The 14,686-nt window shown below is 60.8% G+C and carries 17 protein-coding genes; 9 read left to right on the forward strand and 8 right to left on the reverse strand.

Going from position 1 to position 14,686, the window contains the following annotated elements:
* Positions 1–7: 7 nt before the first annotated feature.
* The 3 genes from P9875_RS12210 (at position 8) to P9875_RS12220 (ending at position 4,090) form a co-directional block, all read left to right on the forward strand.
* Entirely contained in the window at positions 8–922 is a 915-nt protein-coding gene (locus P9875_RS12210) for a LysR family transcriptional regulator (protein WP_278318514.1), read from the forward strand.
* Between the two features lie 312 nt (positions 923–1,234).
* Positions 1,235–2,356 carry a patatin-like phospholipase family protein gene (locus P9875_RS12215; protein WP_278318515.1) on the forward strand — a complete coding sequence of 374 codons (1,122 nt, stop codon included), beginning with the start codon at positions 1,235–1,237 and terminating at the stop codon, positions 2,354–2,356.
* 87 nt (positions 2,357–2,443) lie between these two features.
* Positions 2,444–4,090, forward strand: a complete 1,647-nt coding sequence (locus P9875_RS12220; protein ID WP_225240790.1) for a methyl-accepting chemotaxis protein — start codon at positions 2,444–2,446, stop codon at positions 4,088–4,090.
* Positions 4,091–4,321: 231 nt separating this feature from the next.
* Here the strand turns inward: P9875_RS12220 and P9875_RS12225 are convergent, their stop codons facing one another.
* The 6 genes from P9875_RS12225 to P9875_RS12250 all read right to left on the reverse strand — a co-directional run bounded on the left by P9875_RS12225 (position 4,322) and on the right by P9875_RS12250 (position 7,617).
* Positions 4,322–4,807, reverse strand: a complete 486-nt coding sequence (locus P9875_RS12225; RefSeq protein WP_278318516.1) for a hypothetical protein — start codon at positions 4,805–4,807, stop codon at positions 4,322–4,324.
* A 56-nt stretch (positions 4,808–4,863) separates the two neighbouring features.
* Positions 4,864–5,223 carry a hypothetical protein gene (locus P9875_RS12230; RefSeq protein WP_278318517.1) on the reverse strand — a complete coding sequence of 120 codons (360 nt, stop codon included), beginning with the start codon at positions 5,221–5,223 and terminating at the stop codon, positions 4,864–4,866.
* 160 nt (positions 5,224–5,383) lie between these two features.
* Positions 5,384–5,788 (reverse strand): hypothetical protein, encoded by a 405-nt coding sequence (locus P9875_RS12235; RefSeq protein WP_278318518.1) that lies wholly within the window; start codon positions 5,786–5,788, stop codon positions 5,384–5,386.
* A 166-nt stretch (positions 5,789–5,954) separates the two neighbouring features.
* Positions 5,955–6,746: a hypothetical protein gene (locus P9875_RS12240; protein ID WP_278318519.1), complete on the reverse strand. Its 792-nt coding sequence runs from the start codon at positions 6,744–6,746 to the stop codon at positions 5,955–5,957.
* A 43-nt stretch (positions 6,747–6,789) separates the two neighbouring features.
* Positions 6,790–7,002, reverse strand: a complete 213-nt coding sequence (locus P9875_RS12245) for a hypothetical protein (protein WP_176388258.1) — start codon at positions 7,000–7,002, stop codon at positions 6,790–6,792.
* A gap of 195 nt (positions 7,003–7,197) precedes the next feature.
* Positions 7,198–7,617, reverse strand: coding sequence for a hypothetical protein (locus P9875_RS12250; protein ID WP_278318520.1), 420 nt, complete (start codon positions 7,615–7,617; stop codon positions 7,198–7,200).
* A 204-nt stretch (positions 7,618–7,821) separates the two neighbouring features.
* Between P9875_RS12250 and P9875_RS12255 the strand changes: the two genes are divergently transcribed.
* The 6 genes from P9875_RS12255 to phaP all read left to right on the forward strand — a co-directional run bounded on the left by P9875_RS12255 (position 7,822) and on the right by phaP (position 12,418).
* Positions 7,822–8,286: an SRPBCC family protein gene (locus P9875_RS12255; protein ID WP_278318521.1), complete on the forward strand. Its 465-nt coding sequence runs from the start codon at positions 7,822–7,824 to the stop codon at positions 8,284–8,286.
* Between the two features lie 153 nt (positions 8,287–8,439).
* On the forward strand, positions 8,440–9,324 hold the full coding sequence (locus P9875_RS12260) for a creatininase family protein (RefSeq protein WP_341353824.1): 885 nt from the start codon (positions 8,440–8,442) through the stop codon (positions 9,322–9,324).
* 54 nt (positions 9,325–9,378) lie between these two features.
* On the forward strand, positions 9,379–10,650 hold the full coding sequence (locus tag P9875_RS12265; RefSeq protein WP_099402456.1) for a YncE family protein: 1,272 nt from the start codon (positions 9,379–9,381) through the stop codon (positions 10,648–10,650).
* 115 nt (positions 10,651–10,765) lie between these two features.
* Positions 10,766–11,137, forward strand: coding sequence for a VOC family protein (locus P9875_RS12270; RefSeq protein ID WP_081922360.1), 372 nt, complete (start codon positions 10,766–10,768; stop codon positions 11,135–11,137).
* Positions 11,138–11,163: 26 nt separating this feature from the next.
* Positions 11,164–11,499 (forward strand): hypothetical protein, encoded by a 336-nt coding sequence (locus P9875_RS12275; RefSeq protein ID WP_278318522.1) that lies wholly within the window; start codon positions 11,164–11,166, stop codon positions 11,497–11,499.
* Between the two features lie 280 nt (positions 11,500–11,779).
* The gene (gene phaP / locus P9875_RS12280; RefSeq protein WP_099402453.1) at positions 11,780–12,418 is read left to right on the forward strand and encodes a phasin family protein; all 639 of its coding nucleotides are present in this window, start codon (positions 11,780–11,782) and stop codon (positions 12,416–12,418) included.
* A 118-nt stretch (positions 12,419–12,536) separates the two neighbouring features.
* On the opposite strand, the gene P9875_RS12285 is transcribed toward phaP, so the two are convergent.
* Positions 12,537–13,571 (reverse strand): alpha/beta hydrolase, encoded by a 1,035-nt coding sequence (locus P9875_RS12285; protein ID WP_278318523.1) that lies wholly within the window; start codon positions 13,569–13,571, stop codon positions 12,537–12,539.
* Positions 13,572–13,676: 105 nt separating this feature from the next.
* Positions 13,677–14,567: a LysR family transcriptional regulator ArgP gene (locus P9875_RS12290; protein WP_035817600.1), complete on the reverse strand. Its 891-nt coding sequence runs from the start codon at positions 14,565–14,567 to the stop codon at positions 13,677–13,679.
* Positions 14,568–14,686: the final 119 nt, after the last annotated feature.

Below are 14,686 nucleotides of genomic sequence, written 5' to 3' on the forward strand. Positions count from 1 at the left end.
AGACGGCATGGATAATCTGAACGGCATTGCCGCCTTCGTGCGCGCGGCGGAAACTTCCAGTTATGTGGCGGCCGGTCGGCTGCTCGGCGTGTCGGCTTCGGCCGTGGGCAAGAGCGTGGCGCGGCTGGAAGAAAAGCTGGGGGTGCGCTTGCTCAACCGCAGCACGCGGCGCATCAGCCTGAGCAACGAGGGCGCGCTGTTTTACGAGCGCTGCCAGCGCATCCTGGCCGACCTCGGTGATGCCGAGGCGGAACTATCGCACCTGGCCGAGGCGCCGCGCGGCAAGCTCAAGGTCAGCCTGCCCGTGATCGGCTACCGCATCATCCTGCCCCTGCTGGCGGACTTTACACGGCTGTATCCGGAGATTGAGCTCGACCTTGATTTCAATGACCGCCTGGTCGACGTGGTGGCCGAAGGCGTCGACGTGGCCGTGCGCAGCGGTACGCTCACCGATTCGCGGCTGATGGCGCGCGAACTGGGGCCGTTTGCCTTTGCCATCGTCGGTTCGCCCGCGTATTTCGGCCGCCATGGCGTGCCGGCCACGCCGCGCGCGCTGGAAGGGCACGCTTGCGTGCGCTATAAATTCCCCACCACGGGCAAGCTGCAGGAATGGGCGTTGCAGCGCGCCGGGGGCGACAATGGCGGCGAGTTGCGCTTGCCGACCGCCTTGACTTGCAACAATATCGAAGCCTTGATCGGCGCCGCCACGCAAGGCGTGGGCCTTGCTTATTTGCCTGACTTTATCGTGCGCGACGCCATCGGACGGGGTGAGCTGCAAGCCGTGCTGGCCGAGTACTTGCTGTACTCGAGCAAGTTCTGGGTGCTGTGGCCGTCAAGCCGCCACCTGTCGCCCAAGATTCGTGTTTTTGTTGACCATTTGTGTACCCACCTGCATTTCTCCTCGGCACCTTCCATCCCCTGAATGCTCTGACAGCCGCCATGGCGGCTGGTTGAGGAATATTCCTACCCTACAGAGATTTTTCCTAGCATTGCGGAACATTTATTTGTTGCAATGCACCACGCTACGCCGCGTGCCGTCACCTTATGTCCTTTCTGAATACCCATCATGCGTTAACTAAATTGCCATAAGGAATTTATTTATGTTAATTTAATATCTGTTTCCACAACATTGCATCAACTTCATGGTTGTGGAAATAAGTGCATGATGAGGCGCCATAAGCGTGTAGTAACCAACAATTAGGGGTAATTACCCCATTCCGTTCAGGGAGTGTGCATGAAGACAGTCACGACGACGCCGCCGGATCCGGCGCCAGCCGCGCCAGCGAAACCGGCCCGCAAAACGGGTCTGCTGCTGGGGGGCGGCGCACCAAATTCCACCTTGATCGCCGGCGCCCTGGCCGCGTTCCTCGACGAAGGCATCGAGTTCGACGTCATTTCCGCCTCGGGCGCCGGTGTGTTGATGGGTTTGCTTTACACGACGCCGCATGAAGCCACGCCGCGCCAGGCCTTGCAAAGCTGGGCCGACACGGGCGTGGCCGACAGCATCTACAAGATGATTCCGATCAACTACAAGGTCTTCCAGAAGCCGGGCATGCAGGCGAGCACGTTCCGCGACGCCTTCCAGCCGCCAGCCAACAATCCTTTTTTTCAGGCGTTCCAGCAAACGTTTGCGGGCGTGCCCACAGCTTGGTCGGACTGGGGGAAATTGATGGTGTCGTCGCTGTCGCCATCGGACCTGTCGGCGAAAAGCCTGGGCCTGTGCGCGCACTTGCCCTTCCTGGAAAAAGCCGTGGATTTTTCGGGCGTGGCGCGCATGCGCCCCGATTTCTACATCAATGCCTACAACCTCAGCGAGCACCGCATGCAAATCTGGGGCAAGCACGAGATCGAGCCGATTCACGTGCGCGCCGCGCTGTCGTTTCCGTTTCTGTATGCACCGACGACCATCGCGGGCGACGATTACATCGAAGGCGCGGCGCTCGATACGCTCAATTTCGACCCGTTTATCGAAGGCAAGGGCGAGCACCATGACGCCGACACCCTGGTCATCCTCGACATTCTCGGCGACGAGCGCTTGCTGCGCAAGCCGCGCAACCTGTACGACGCCTGGGTGCGCTCCATCATCACGCCGCTGGTGAAAATTTCCAAGAGCGAGCTGCGCTTGTTCGAACTCGAGCACAACACGGATGCGCGCACGGGCCTGCCCAAGCGGCGCTTGCTCAAGCTCGACCTGATGGGCGGCATCCCGGAGCAGCACTGGCCCGACACCCTGGACTGGTCGAGCTCGAACATGCAGCTGCTGTTCGACGTGGGCCACAAGGCGGGCCTGGCGTTTTGCCGCCAGCATGGCGACTTGCTGCGCCGCACGCCTGACGCCGCACCGCTGGCGGCCTAGTACCGCTGGCAAGCGATCCCGGCCACCTGATCGGCAGCTCATATCCCGCCTGGCCTTGCCAGGCCACACTTTTTACTGTGACACACCATGAATATCACCAAGCAATTAATTCTGACCCTTACCATCGCTTTGCTGGCCCTGCTATTGCTGGGCGCCGGCGGCGCCATCCAGCTGCAGCGCGCCCAGGAGCGTTTTGACACCGTGCAAAACCGCATCATCCCCAGCATCCAGGGCTTGAATGCGGCCAAGGGTTTCCTGGCCGATTCGCGTCTGGCCGGCTACCGCCTGTCCGTGTTCTCTAACCTGGCCGACAAGACGGCACTGGACAAGGCCGTGGCCGACGCCAACACGAATTTCGACAAGGTCATCGCCACCTACCGCGCCGAGCGCCTGTACGACGCGACAGACAGCAAGATGCTCGACGCCGACCAGGCCGCCATGGAAGCCTACCGCCGCGCGCTGGTGCCATTCTTTGCCGCCGCCTACGCGGGCGACATGGATGGCGTGCGCGCCACCTTGTTGGCCGGCACGCCGCTGGCCATCACGGCCGCCGCCGCCAAGAAAAGCATGGATGACCACATCGCCTACAACAACAAGCTGGTCGACGACGTGAAGGCCGAGAGCCTGGCCGCCTACGACACGGCGTTCAACACCATGCTGGCCGTGCTGGGCGTGGCCGTGCTGCTGACGGGCGCGCTGGCCTGGCATATCTACCGCACCATCAGCGGCGGCCTGGGCAATATCGAACATACGCTGGAAAGGGTCAGCGCCTCGCTGGACCTGTCCGCCGCCATGCCCGTCGAGCGGATGGATGAAGTGGGACGCACGGCCACGGCCTTCAACAAGTTCCTCGAGCGCATCGTCGGCGTGATCGCCACCGTGCGTGCCTCGGCCGATACGGTCAGTGTGGCGGCCGCGCAGATTTCCGCCGGCAACGCGGACTTGTCCGTGCGCACCGAGCAGCAGGCGTCGTCGCTGGAAGAAACGGCGTCGAGCCTGGAAGAGCTGACTTCGGCCGTGCGCCAGAACACGGACAATGCGCGCCAGGCGAACGCGCTGGCCGTGTCGGCCTCGGACGTGGCCCGCAAGGGCGGCGCCGTGGTGGCGCAAGTGGTGGGCACGATGGGTTCGATCAACGAATCGGCGAAGAAGATCGCCGACATTATCGGTGTGATCGACGGCATTGCCTTCCAAACCAACATTTTGGCGTTGAACGCGGCCGTCGAAGCGGCCCGAGCGGGCGAGCAGGGCCGTGGCTTCGCCGTGGTGGCCACCGAGGTGCGCAACCTGGCGCAGCGCTCGGCGGCGGCGGCCAAGGAAATCAAGGGATTGATCGAGGATTCCGTGGATAAAGTCAACACGGGCAGCGTGCTGGTCGATCAGGCCGGCGCGACGATGGAAGAAATCGTCGCCAGCATCCGTCGCGTGACGGACATCATGGGCGACATCGCCAACGCCAGCCATGAACAAAGCGCCGGCATCGAGCAAGTGAACCAGGCCATTTCGCAAATGGACCAGGTCACCCAGCAAAACGCAGCCCTGGTGGAAGAGGCGGCCGCGGCAGCCTCCTCGCTGCAAGACCGCGCCATCGAACTGGTCGACGTGGTGGCCGTGTTCCGCCTGCGCGGCGATACTCAAGGGAAAGCGTTGAAAGTGGCGGGCGGCTTGCCGGCCCCGGCAACAGCCGCCGCCAGCCGGCGCCTGGCGTTGCCGGGCCGCAGTGCTCGCGCTTGAACCTTGTGACTGCCCCGGTACGCCGGGGTTTTTCTTTGATGCTCGCGTCGTCGGATGGGGGCCTTGAGTTCTGCAGCTGTGGCGAGTGGGAGTAAAGTTGTTCGGGCTGGCAGGGCGGAGGGAGGGGGACCACTCGCCTCCGCGCCAGTCAGGGTGTCTGCTTCATTGTCGGGCGCTATGTCCGCTTTCGCCCCAAAGCGGACGTATGGGTAGTTCGAAAGCCGAACCAAACTATCTGCGCCGGCGTGACTCGAACTCATCGATCAAACGATACAGTGCATCCAGCTGGGTTGCCGTAGCACCAGTACCTTCCAGTTCGTCGATCCGATGGTGCACTAGGTAAAATTGGTTTTCACTACGAATGCGGCCATTTATCAGAATCTGCTCAAGGTATTTAGCTTCCTTTGCGACGAATTCTGGATAAGCAGCACGCACGGCATTATTTAACGCGTCTGTAATTTTGGCACGGTTCTGTGGCTCGACACCAGCGAGGAGCAATGGAAGTTCACGGAGTCCTTGCTCTAGTCCAGCAGCAATTTTTGACTTCGATTCTCCAGCATTAATAAGTTGGACATATTGGGCTTTTGCGCAACACCATGAATCCCGTAGCTCAGAAATTCGCCGGTCTGACAACTCAGGAAACGATGCATAGAATTGTTCAAAGACATTGTATAGTTTGTCGAATTTGCTTTTGAATAGGCTTAGCGTTTCGCTCATCTATTTCCCTATGCTTGACGAAATATTACGAAAAATCGATCGACCGCTCTTGGCCGCTAGCTGAAGTCCAGAGGATGGAAATCCGACATTGCTTTACGCAGCAAAGGACGAGTATATACATCTTCATTGCTACCGCTTACTTGCCCTGTATGCAAATACTCGCCTTCATCAAAGGCTTGGTACACCGCCCAAGAGTAGGAAGGAAAATCTTCAAGCGGCGTCCAGGAAGACAGTGCATTCATCGCACAATCAGCAATGTCGAAGTCAATCGAACCCGCAAGATATCTCTCCGCAATTTCTTTCGAAAAACTGTCGGAAAACTCACTTCTTGACGCGCCATAAACAGTAAATGCGGCATTGAGCTCTGCGATGACCTGGGAGTGTCCCTCGTGAATGTGGCGAAGAATATTCTCCATGTTTTCTCGATTAATTTAACGGCCGCTTCTGGCCGCCAACGGCCCATGAGCATAACGAATTAGCCAGCGAGAAAAGTCACACATTGTCTCCTCAACGTGAATGTCCGCTCCTGGCCGGTTACAGTCATTGGCAACTTCCGCGCCGTTGCTTACCTTGCCCTTAATCGCTGTGCGCAACGTTAAGCATGAGTTCTTCGGCGAAAGGCTTCCGGTGTGCTTCGAAATACGAAACCCAGAAAGACATCACGGTATTTGTCGCCGCTAGATTTGCTGCAAGCCGATATACTTCGCGCCCGTTGTCGGCCTCATGCAAGACCTCGCGACTGCCTACCCAGCCATTTCCGCTTACGTTGACTGTACGCTCTTTGCCAAGCATTTCCTCAGGTGACGCAGGCTGGCCGTTTGCTTGTCCCCCAAGCTCCATGATGTGCACATCGACTGCCCAGTCGGCGCCCCATGCAGACCACGAGCCATTGTCATTCCGCTCATGGTATGCAGGCGGTAGCCTTACGACCCAGCCGCCCCACAGATCAACTGTCCCGCCGTTCTCAAGTAAGGTCGCCATTTATCCGTGCCGAAATAAGTTTGTTAGGTGACGACTGCATTAACGCTAAATGTCCGCTCCTGGCCGAAAGCGGAACTCCCCGAGAGCATTCTACCTCGGCCTCCTGTGCCAAACATTATTGTTTTGTGCTTGACTTCAATAGGCGCGCTCCAGTGAGGCAGCCGGATTAATCCACTGCATCGCTGAGCAGCGCATCCATCAGTGAAAAAACGTGACCGCATCCGGCGCAACATGCGCTGCCAAACAGAAAAGGTAAGCGAAACGCGATGTCATCCAGCAATGGCAAAGCGTCCGTTTGCGCTTGCAACCAGGCAAAGGCGGCAAGGTGGGGTGAATTGTCGGCAGGGCCGGCAATCACCAGCAGCGTTTTCGCTGCTGGCGTAAAGACGGGATCCTCGGCGGCGGCCGACAGCCCTTGCGCTACCGGCCAGACATAGAGCTCTACGCCGCAGGTAGGACATGCCAGGCAGAACTCCTCGTTGGTAAAGCCGCTCAGCACTCGCGCCACGCCGGCAAATCCAGCGAATGAAGCGGCGGCCTTAAGCATGTAGATTCCAGTCACCGTGTCCTCGACCTGCCGCAGGTCGGAGCTTGCCATGGCGAGCGCGGCCGGGACTGCGGCATGAAAGGCCGCGACATAAGGGGATGCCTTCAATTCCTCGTCGAGGCCGGCGCTTTCATGAATCGACGCCGCCAGCGACAGCACGCCGGCGCGCAGGTCCGGCGATGTCACCGCCGCCGCCAGGGAAACCAAGTGCGGGAATGCGGCGACCGACGCCGGATAAATCGAGCCCTGGTGACAAATATGGCCATACAAATCGTCCAGGGCCTCGGCGTCTCCCCGCCGCAGGTCTTGCAGCATCGCAGGAATTTTTTCAGCGCCGCCGTAACCATCCGTCAGACTTGCCCATGCGGCAGAACGCAGATCGAGTGGTGTCGTTTCAGTGTGTTTTTCCATTGCATTAACTTAAGCGATGGACGGCAGGCCGTCAAGCCTGACGCTACGTGGCCGTGTACTGCCCGGGACCGGTCCAGGCGATGATCCTGGACGGGCCGTTGATATGGCCTTGATCCCTGTAGTACGTTACCACCTCGGCCGCATTCCAGCCCCAGCCGGCGAAGAATACGGAGCGCAACGCGATCAGCCGAAGGATGAGCGATAGACGCTCCTCGTCTTTTTTCACCGGCAAAATGAAATAGCCGTCCTCTTCCACAAAACTCAATGCCGCGATGGCACCGCCGCGTACCGCTGCCGTCGCGTGGATGCGCGCTTGGGAGCCGGCGATACCTGCCTATGTGACTGCCGGGATACCCGACAGCGGCGCCAAAAACAAGGATTTCATAGGAAAGAGTTTGATCTTCATGGGCTTTCCCGTGGTTTTTTGTCTGCTCCTGGCCGAACTCGGCCTTTAATCAAAGACAATTCGCTGCCCCACCTCGAATGCATTTTCATGGCAATAAAACAGGATGAACGGCGTGTCGTTCGAATAGACCATCGCGTCGTCACGTGACGGTACAAAAATATCCGACCAGTTCTCGACCAGGAACACACTGCTGCAGACGAAGCATGCGTCTTCGCCAAACACCACCACGACCTGCTGAATTCCTGGTACGCGCTCCCGTAACCAGCTGGTTGCGATGGCCACGTCGTCTCCGAAGGCGAACCGCTCGATGGAATCAACGGTGTTAATGTTCAAGCCGAGATGCGCCTTCGAATCATGCAGACCCACCAAATCATAGGCACGGCGAGCACCCTCGGCATCAAGCCAGACGATATCGGCCGAGTGATGTTTTAGCTCCTTAACCCGCCAATGTGTTTCGTTTGTCATCTTTCAACATCCAAGGTGCCCTGGGCAGCGTTTCTAAGGTAGCATCGTGCTCAGGTGTGACTACATGCCTGGTCACTGGCCTTGTCAAGCGCGCCTGCTCAATGGCATAGCGCTTGAGCCTGGCTATAGACAAGGCGCTCTTCATGGCCCGGCCAGTACAGCCGGAATGCAATTATATTGATAATAGTAGGGAGAACCCGATTGATGCAAATCGAAGAAAGCATTCACGTTGCGGTCCCGCCCACGGTCATTGATCAAATCTGGAGCGAGGTCGACCGATGGCAGCTGTGGGATCCGGACACCAAGCAAGCCCGGCTCAATGGGCCATTTGCGGTGGGAACACAGGGCAGGATAGTCCCGAACAAGGGGATGGGTATTCCGATGGTGGTCACCGAGCGCACTGCAGGGCGCTCGTTCACCGTCGAGGGCTACATCCATTTGTTCCGCATCCACTTCGAGCACACGGTGGTTGCCGCAGATGGCGGATCGCAAGTCGTTCACCGCGTGTGGTTCACGGGAGCGCTTGCCTTTCTGTTTGGGCCAGGCGTTGCCAAACAAGTCCGGCAAGGGCTACCCAAGACGATGCGCTCGCTCAAGGCCTATGCCGAGAAACGCCACTCGGCTCTCCATGATGGCGAGGTGAATGGGGCAAACGCGACGACAGCCTGATAGATAGTTTCCCCTCGTCAATTCCTTGCAAAGCACCGCGTCAAATTAACGTGCCCTTCCTGTCATGATGGAATACAATTCCTGCGTGGCAGCCAGCTTGCCTGGCAAGGCCGGGCACGGCGTCACGCTATGACCTCGGAAAGATGTTGGCTTATGACTCTGCAGTTCCCCCAGCGAACGGCGCCTTGCGCGCCATCCAGCCTGTCCCAGCCACTCGGCTCCCTGTTTGCCCTGACCCTGTTCTGCCTGATTCCAGCGGCGTCCGCCATGGCGGCCGCGCCCGCCAGCAGCAGCGTCATGCTGGAAGAGCTGACCAGCACGGAGTTGCGCAGCCGTATAGACCACGGCGCCACCACCGTGCTGGTGCCGATAGGCGGCGTCGAGCAGAGCGGGCCGTATATCGCGCTGGGCAAGCACAATGTGCGCGCCGGGCTGCTGGCGCGGCAAATTGCGCAAAAGCTGGGCAATACCATTGTCGCACCCGTCGTTTCCTACGTGCCGGAAGGCGCGATTACTCCGCCGGCCGGCCACATGCGCTTTGCCGGCACGATCTCGATACCGCCGGCCGCCTTCGAAGCCGTGCTGGAAGGGGCGGCCGCCAGCCTGCGCCAGCATGGTTTCCGCGACATCATCTTTCTCGGCGACCATGGCGGCTATCAAAAGAACGAGCAGAACGTGGCCAACAAGCTCAATCGGGCCTGGGGCAAGGCTGCCGCCGCCAAAGATGCGCGTGCTTACGCCTTGCTCGACTACTATGACATCACGCAATCGGCCTATATCGCCGAGTTGCAGAAACGCGGCCACAGCAGCGCCGAGATCGGCCTGCACGCTGGTTTGGCGGACGCGGCGCTGATGCTGGCGACGGACCCGTCGCTGATACGCAGCGAGGCCATGGCGCACGGCCCGAAACCGGGCGTGGCGGACGGCGTGCGCGGCGACGCGACCCGTGCCACGGCGGAGCTGGGCCAGATCGGTATCAAGCTGCAGGTGGACACCTCGGTGGCTGCCATCAAGCAGCTGCTGCAACGTACTAAATAACTCCGCTGGAAGTGCTGAACTTCCGGCTTTTGCAACGAAACGACGCGAAATCACATGAAAAAATTCCAACGACGCACCATCGTCACCTTGTCCGCCCTGGCTGCCGCACTGGCCGGCCTGGGCGTGGCCAGCCAGGTCATCGGCGCCAGCACAGCGGCTCCAGCCGCCGCAGCGCCGGCCGCCGCCTATTCACCGCTGCCGGGCATGCCGCCGCTGGTGGATCCGAAAAACGTGTATGGCAGCATCGCCAGCAGCAATATGAGCGCCGTCGTCAAGGATCACTTGCGCCGCGTCTACGTGCCCAACCTGCGCTCGAACGACGTCTACGTGATCGATCAGGACAGCCTGAAAGTGGTCGACAAGTTCAAGGTCGGCAGCGGCCCGCAGCACGTGGTGCCATCGTGGGACTTGCGCACCCTGTGGGTGGCGAACAATGCCGAGCGCACGGACAAGGGCAGTTTGACGCCGATCGACCCGTTGACGGGCAAGCCGGGCAAGGAAGTGCCCGTGGACGATCCCTACAATATGTATTACACGCCGGACGGCAAGTCGGCCATTGTCGTGGCCGAAGCGCGCCACCGCCTCGATTTCCGCGATCCGAAGACCATGGCCGTGCAGTATTCGATCGACACGCCCCAGTGCGGCGGCATCAACCATGCGGATTTTTCAAATGACGGCCGCTACGCCATGTTCACCTGCGAGTTCGACGGCACCATCGCCAAGATCGACCTGGTGGGCCGCAAGGTCGACGGCTACCTGAAATTGCAGATGCCGGCCAAGCGCTTCGCCGAGTCCGGTCCCGTGGGCGGCCCGGCGAATGAAATCTGCAGCGTCAAGAAGGGCATGCCGCAAGACATACGCATCTCGCCTGACGGCAAGAAATTCTTTATCGCCGACATGGACGCCGACGGTGTGCACATCGTCGATGGCGCCACCCTGAAGGAAATCGGCTTCATCCAGACGGGCGTGGGCGCGCACGGCCTGTATCCTAGCCGTGACGGCAAAAAATTGTACGTGGCCAACCGCGGCACGCACCGCATCCATGGCAAGCCGAAGGGCAAGGGCAGCGTCAGCGTGATCGATTTCGCCACGGAAAAAGTCGTCTCGAACTGGCCAATTCCCGGTGGCGGCAGTCCAGACATGGGCAATGTGTCCGCCGACGGCAAGTATCTGTGGCTGTCCGGCCGTTTCGACGATGTGGTCTACCGCATCGATACGAACAGCGGCGACGTTGCCAAGGTGAAAGTCGGCCAGGAACCGCACGGCCTGACCGTGTGGCCGCAGCCGGGCCGCTATTCGCTTGGTCACACGGGCAATCTGCGTTAAGCGGGCGCCTGGCGCTCTCTGGAACAACGGTGCGGGATCTGCAGTTATGCTTGCCTAAAAGGCAATATTGGCGCATACTATATTTTCCATTCCACTACCTCCAGGGAGCACCATCATGATTCTTGATCACATTGGTTTGAATGTCAGCGATGCACAGGCCAGCAAGGCCTTCTTTTCGGCCGCCCTGGCGCCCTTGGGCGTGTCGGTGGTGATGGAAGAGCAGGGCTGGGTCGGCCTGGGCAAGGATGGCAAGCCCGATTTCTGGTTCGGCGTGGGCGGTGCGCCGCATGCCGGCATGCATCTGGCCTTCACGGCGGATAACCGTGCCCAGGTGGATGCGTTTTACCAGGCCGCGCTGGAAGCGGGCGGCAAGGATAACGGCGCGCCAGGCATCCGTGCCCTGTACCATCCGAACTACTATGGCGCTTTCGTGCTGGGGCCCGATGGTCACAATGTCGAAGCCGTCTGCCACCGTCCCGAACCCTGACACCGTTATTTTCTGAAGAGAGCAGCATGAAGCACAGCGCCACCCTGTTTGCCGACGATGCCGGCCGCTATGCCTACGTGAAAGCGGGTTTTTCCTGGCCGGCCCTGTTCCTGGGTTCGTTCTGGGCCGTCGCCAAGCGCCGCTGGTGGCTGTTGCTGCTCATGCTGGCGATGGATGCCTGCCTGTGGTTTGGTAGCCATCTGGCCACTGAACTGCGCATCGGCCCGATGATGCTGCTGATGGCCGCCGCGGAGCTCAGTTACCTGCTGGCGCGTGGCTGGTATGGCAACCGCTGGCTGGAAGCGTCGTTGCGCAGCCATGGCTACAAGCCCGTCGTGCTGGGCGCGGGCGCCGCTGCTTGAGCGTGCCTGGCACAGATTTTCCTTCCCGTCACTGACGTTTGCCAAGGGCAAGCCGTCCAGCCAAAACTTTCTGCGCAGCCGAGCGCACCTTTGATCCAGATCATCCCTCACCTGCGGTGCTCACGTAGCCTTGGGACTCGCGTTGCAAAGCATCTTCCCACCAACCGGATATGTTTTTTCGCGTTTCGTGGCGTAGCCCGGCCGTCTGCCTCACCGTTCGACAGCCGGTGGTGTCGCCATCTGTTTATGTCCACCCAACCGCTATTTAATGAGGAACTCCATGTATCCATATTCCCGTAGTGTTACCCCCGCCGCCAAAAACCACCTGGAAGCGCAACTGGCTTTCTTCAATGGCCTGTCGAAGTCCTTGTTTCAGTCGGTGCAGCACTTCAGCGACCTGAACATGCAACTGGCGCAAGGTTTGCTGGAAGAAACCACGGTCACCAGCCAGAACCTGCTGACGGTCGAGCGTGCTGAAGATGCGTTCCAGGTGGCTGCCGCCTCGGGCCAGCCAGCCGCCGAGCAACTGCGCAAGTACCAGCAACAGGTGTCGCGTCTGGCAGCCGATACGCAGGTCGAACTGGCCAACGTGGCAGAGCGTCATGTGAATGAAACGAGCCGTACCGCCAAGGCCCTGGCCGAAGAAGTCGCCCGTACTGCTTCGGAAGAAACGGAGAAAAACGTGCGCAAGCAGCAGGAAGCGATGCAGCGCATGGCCGAACCGTTCCAGGCCTATCAGCAAAACGGCGCCAGCCGCGACCAGCAGCGTGGTGCGCAAAGCCGTGACGGTCAAAGCCTGCAAAGCGCCAGCCATCAGGGCAGCCAGCAGTCGGCCGGCAGCGAAAGCTCGGCCAGCGGCAGCGCCTCGCAAGCGGGCTCTGCACAAAACAAAAGCAGCAGCGCCAGCCGTAAAGAGTAAGCACGAGGCTGCTTGCAGCTAAGCCGCATCGCAAGGGCCGAGCCTTGATATGCGGCTAGCCATGCGGCCAACTGGCACGCAATATCGTGCGTATTGGTCTGGGCAGAGCGCCCGCCGTTCACGGGGCGGGCGTTTTGTCGTATGCGTGCAGTTCAGGGGCTGGCGTGGCCGTGCCCGCTGAGCGGGACGGCAAGGCTATGCTTGCCGGCAAGGCCTTGGTTGGCACGTCTGCGGGCAAATCTGCGGACAAGAGCGCCGACGAGACCGCGTCACCGGTGCCGCTGTTGGCATCGATAAAAGCGCTGACGGCGTCCAGGGTGGGCGCCAGCCTGCGCAAGGGACTGGCCAGCGTGGCAACCAGGGTGGCGTGGCCCACGTGGTCGAAATAGGTTTCCGTCACGGGCCTGGAAAGCGCGCGCAAGGCCTGGGCCAGGCCGCCCGTGTTGCGTTGCGGATCGACCAGTTTATCCTGTCCGGGCAAGGGGGCGATCAGCAGGGCGGGCGGGGCCTCGGCCGTCACGTGATGGATGGGTTGCGAAGCGGCGGGCGTGTCCGGGTAAAAGAAAACGGGCCGCGTGGTGGTGTTTTCAATGGGCAAAAAATCATAGGGGCCGGCCAGGCCTATCCAGCCCCGCAAGTCGTGCGGGCGCATGCCGTGGCGCGCCAGCAGGCTGGCGTCGAGCGCCACCATCGCCGCATTGTAGGCGCCGGCGCTATGGCCCATGATGAACAGGCGCGCCGGGTCGCCGCCATGGCGGCTGGACTCCATCGCGGCCCAGGCCACGGCGCGGGCCGCATCCTGCAAAATCTCGGGGTAATGCACGTCCGGATACAGCCGGTAGTCGGCGATCACGGCCAGGTAGCCGCGCGCCGCGAGTGCGTGGCCAACGAAGGCATAGTCGGCGCGCTCGCCCGTCGTCCAGTTGCCGCCATAAAAGAACACCACCACGGGCACCGGTCCCTTGCGCACTTTTGGAGCGTAGACATCGAGCTTTTGCCGCGGCAAGGGGCCGTAGGCCAGGCCGCGCGTCACTTGCGAGGCGCTGCCGGACGACAAGGCATTGATGGCAATCAAGGGTGAGCAGGCGGCCAGGCCGGCAGCCAGCGGGATGGCCCCCAGCACGCCGAGCAGAGTGGTGCGCAGGATCGTCATGCTTGCTCCTGATGGTGATGGTTGATGCTTGCAGTGTAGGCCAGGCCGGGCAGGGCGAACACGGGGAAGTTGCTGTATAGCATAGATAAATGTTGCATGCGTCAATCAATCCTGTAACAGCCATTTGCGCGCCGTGGCGATGACGGCGTCCGACAGGGTGCGCGTGAGGGGCGTCTGGATATCCCAGGCATGCCAGGTCAGAGGCACGTCAAGCGCCTGACCGGCCGCCACGTCGACCAGCCTGCCGGCGGCCAGCGCCGTTTCGGCCTGCAGCAAGGGCACCATGCCATAAGCATAGCCCGCTTCGATGAAGCGCACGAAGTCGCGCGCCGAACCGAGCACATGGTGCGGATAGCGGCCCGTGTAGCCGAGGCGGTGCTGCAGATAGCGCTCGTGCAGCGCATCCTTGCTGCCAAACGTGATGGCGGGCGCCTGGCTGACGGCTTCCACCGTAAAACCATGGGGAAACCATTGCTGCGCGAACGCGGGCGAGGCCACGCACAGGTAGCGCATGCCGCCCAGCGGCGTGGCCGTGGTGCCGGCCACCAGGTCGTTGGCGCTGGTGACGCAGGCAAACACGCGCCCTTCGCGCAGCTGGCTCAGGGTGTGATCCTGGTCGTCGAGGCGGATATCGAGCAGGCAGGACGGCGGCGACAGCAGCGGCCCCAGCGCTTCCGGAATCCAGGTGGCGGCGCTGTCGGCGTTGACGGCGATGGCCAGTGCCGGCAATTGCGTGGTGGGACCGGGCTGGGCGTCGAGCGCCGCTTCGAGCAGCTTGACTTGCCGGTAGTGGGCGATCAGGCGCTGGCCCGCTTCCGTCGGCAGGGGCGGGTGGCTGCGGATGATCAGCAAGGTGCCTTCCAGGTTTTCCAGGGTGCGGATGCGCTGCGACACGGCCGGCTGGCTGATCGCCAGCGCCTGCGCGGCCTTTTCAAAGCTGCCCAGGCCGATCACGGCGTCGAGGGCGGCCAATCCACGGTAATCGACGACGCGCATAAGTTTCTCTTATATATGTTTAGAATCATTCATTATACTTATATTTACTTTTTCTTTACACTGTTGAAATAGGGTAACAACTCCACTCTCCCGCGCGGTCCTGCTGGTACCGCTACACC

This window comes from Janthinobacterium rivuli, from assembly GCF_029690045.1.
Classification (GTDB): domain Bacteria; phylum Pseudomonadota; class Gammaproteobacteria; order Burkholderiales; family Burkholderiaceae_D; genus Janthinobacterium; species Janthinobacterium rivuli.

What these genes read in the sequence shown, in the direction of transcription:
- P9875_RS12285 (WP_278318523.1), bottom strand. Translation starts at nt 13,571, where the DNA reads ATGACGATCCTGCGCACCACTCTGCTCGGCGTGCTGGGGGCCATCCCG.
- P9875_RS12250 (WP_278318520.1), bottom strand. Translation starts at nt 7,617, where the DNA reads ATGACAAACGAAACACATTGGCGGGTTAAGGAGCTAAAACATCACTCG.
- P9875_RS12240 (WP_278318519.1), bottom strand. Translation starts at nt 6,746, where the DNA reads ATGGAAAAACACACTGAAACGACACCACTCGATCTGCGTTCTGCCGCA.
- P9875_RS12260 (WP_341353824.1), top strand. Translation starts at nt 8,440, where the DNA reads ATGACTCTGCAGTTCCCCCAGCGAACGGCGCCTTGCGCGCCATCCAGC.
- P9875_RS12210 (WP_278318514.1), top strand. Translation starts at nt 8, where the DNA reads ATGGATAATCTGAACGGCATTGCCGCCTTCGTGCGCGCGGCGGAAACT.
- P9875_RS12230 (WP_278318517.1), bottom strand. Translation starts at nt 5,223, where the DNA reads ATGGAGAATATTCTTCGCCACATTCACGAGGGACACTCCCAGGTCATC.
- P9875_RS12275 (WP_278318522.1), top strand. Translation starts at nt 11,164, where the DNA reads ATGAAGCACAGCGCCACCCTGTTTGCCGACGATGCCGGCCGCTATGCC.
- P9875_RS12225 (WP_278318516.1), bottom strand. Translation starts at nt 4,807, where the DNA reads ATGAGCGAAACGCTAAGCCTATTCAAAAGCAAATTCGACAAACTATAC.
- P9875_RS12215 (WP_278318515.1), top strand. Translation starts at nt 1,235, where the DNA reads ATGAAGACAGTCACGACGACGCCGCCGGATCCGGCGCCAGCCGCGCCA.
- phaP (WP_099402453.1), top strand. Translation starts at nt 11,780, where the DNA reads ATGTATCCATATTCCCGTAGTGTTACCCCCGCCGCCAAAAACCACCTG.
- P9875_RS12290 (WP_035817600.1), bottom strand. Translation starts at nt 14,567, where the DNA reads ATGCGCGTCGTCGATTACCGTGGATTGGCCGCCCTCGACGCCGTGATC.
- P9875_RS12220 (WP_225240790.1), top strand. Translation starts at nt 2,444, where the DNA reads ATGAATATCACCAAGCAATTAATTCTGACCCTTACCATCGCTTTGCTG.
- P9875_RS12265 (WP_099402456.1), top strand. Translation starts at nt 9,379, where the DNA reads ATGAAAAAATTCCAACGACGCACCATCGTCACCTTGTCCGCCCTGGCT.
- P9875_RS12235 (WP_278318518.1), bottom strand. Translation starts at nt 5,788, where the DNA reads ATGGCGACCTTACTTGAGAACGGCGGGACAGTTGATCTGTGGGGCGGC.
- P9875_RS12255 (WP_278318521.1), top strand. Translation starts at nt 7,822, where the DNA reads ATGCAAATCGAAGAAAGCATTCACGTTGCGGTCCCGCCCACGGTCATT.
- P9875_RS12270 (WP_081922360.1), top strand. Translation starts at nt 10,766, where the DNA reads ATGATTCTTGATCACATTGGTTTGAATGTCAGCGATGCACAGGCCAGC.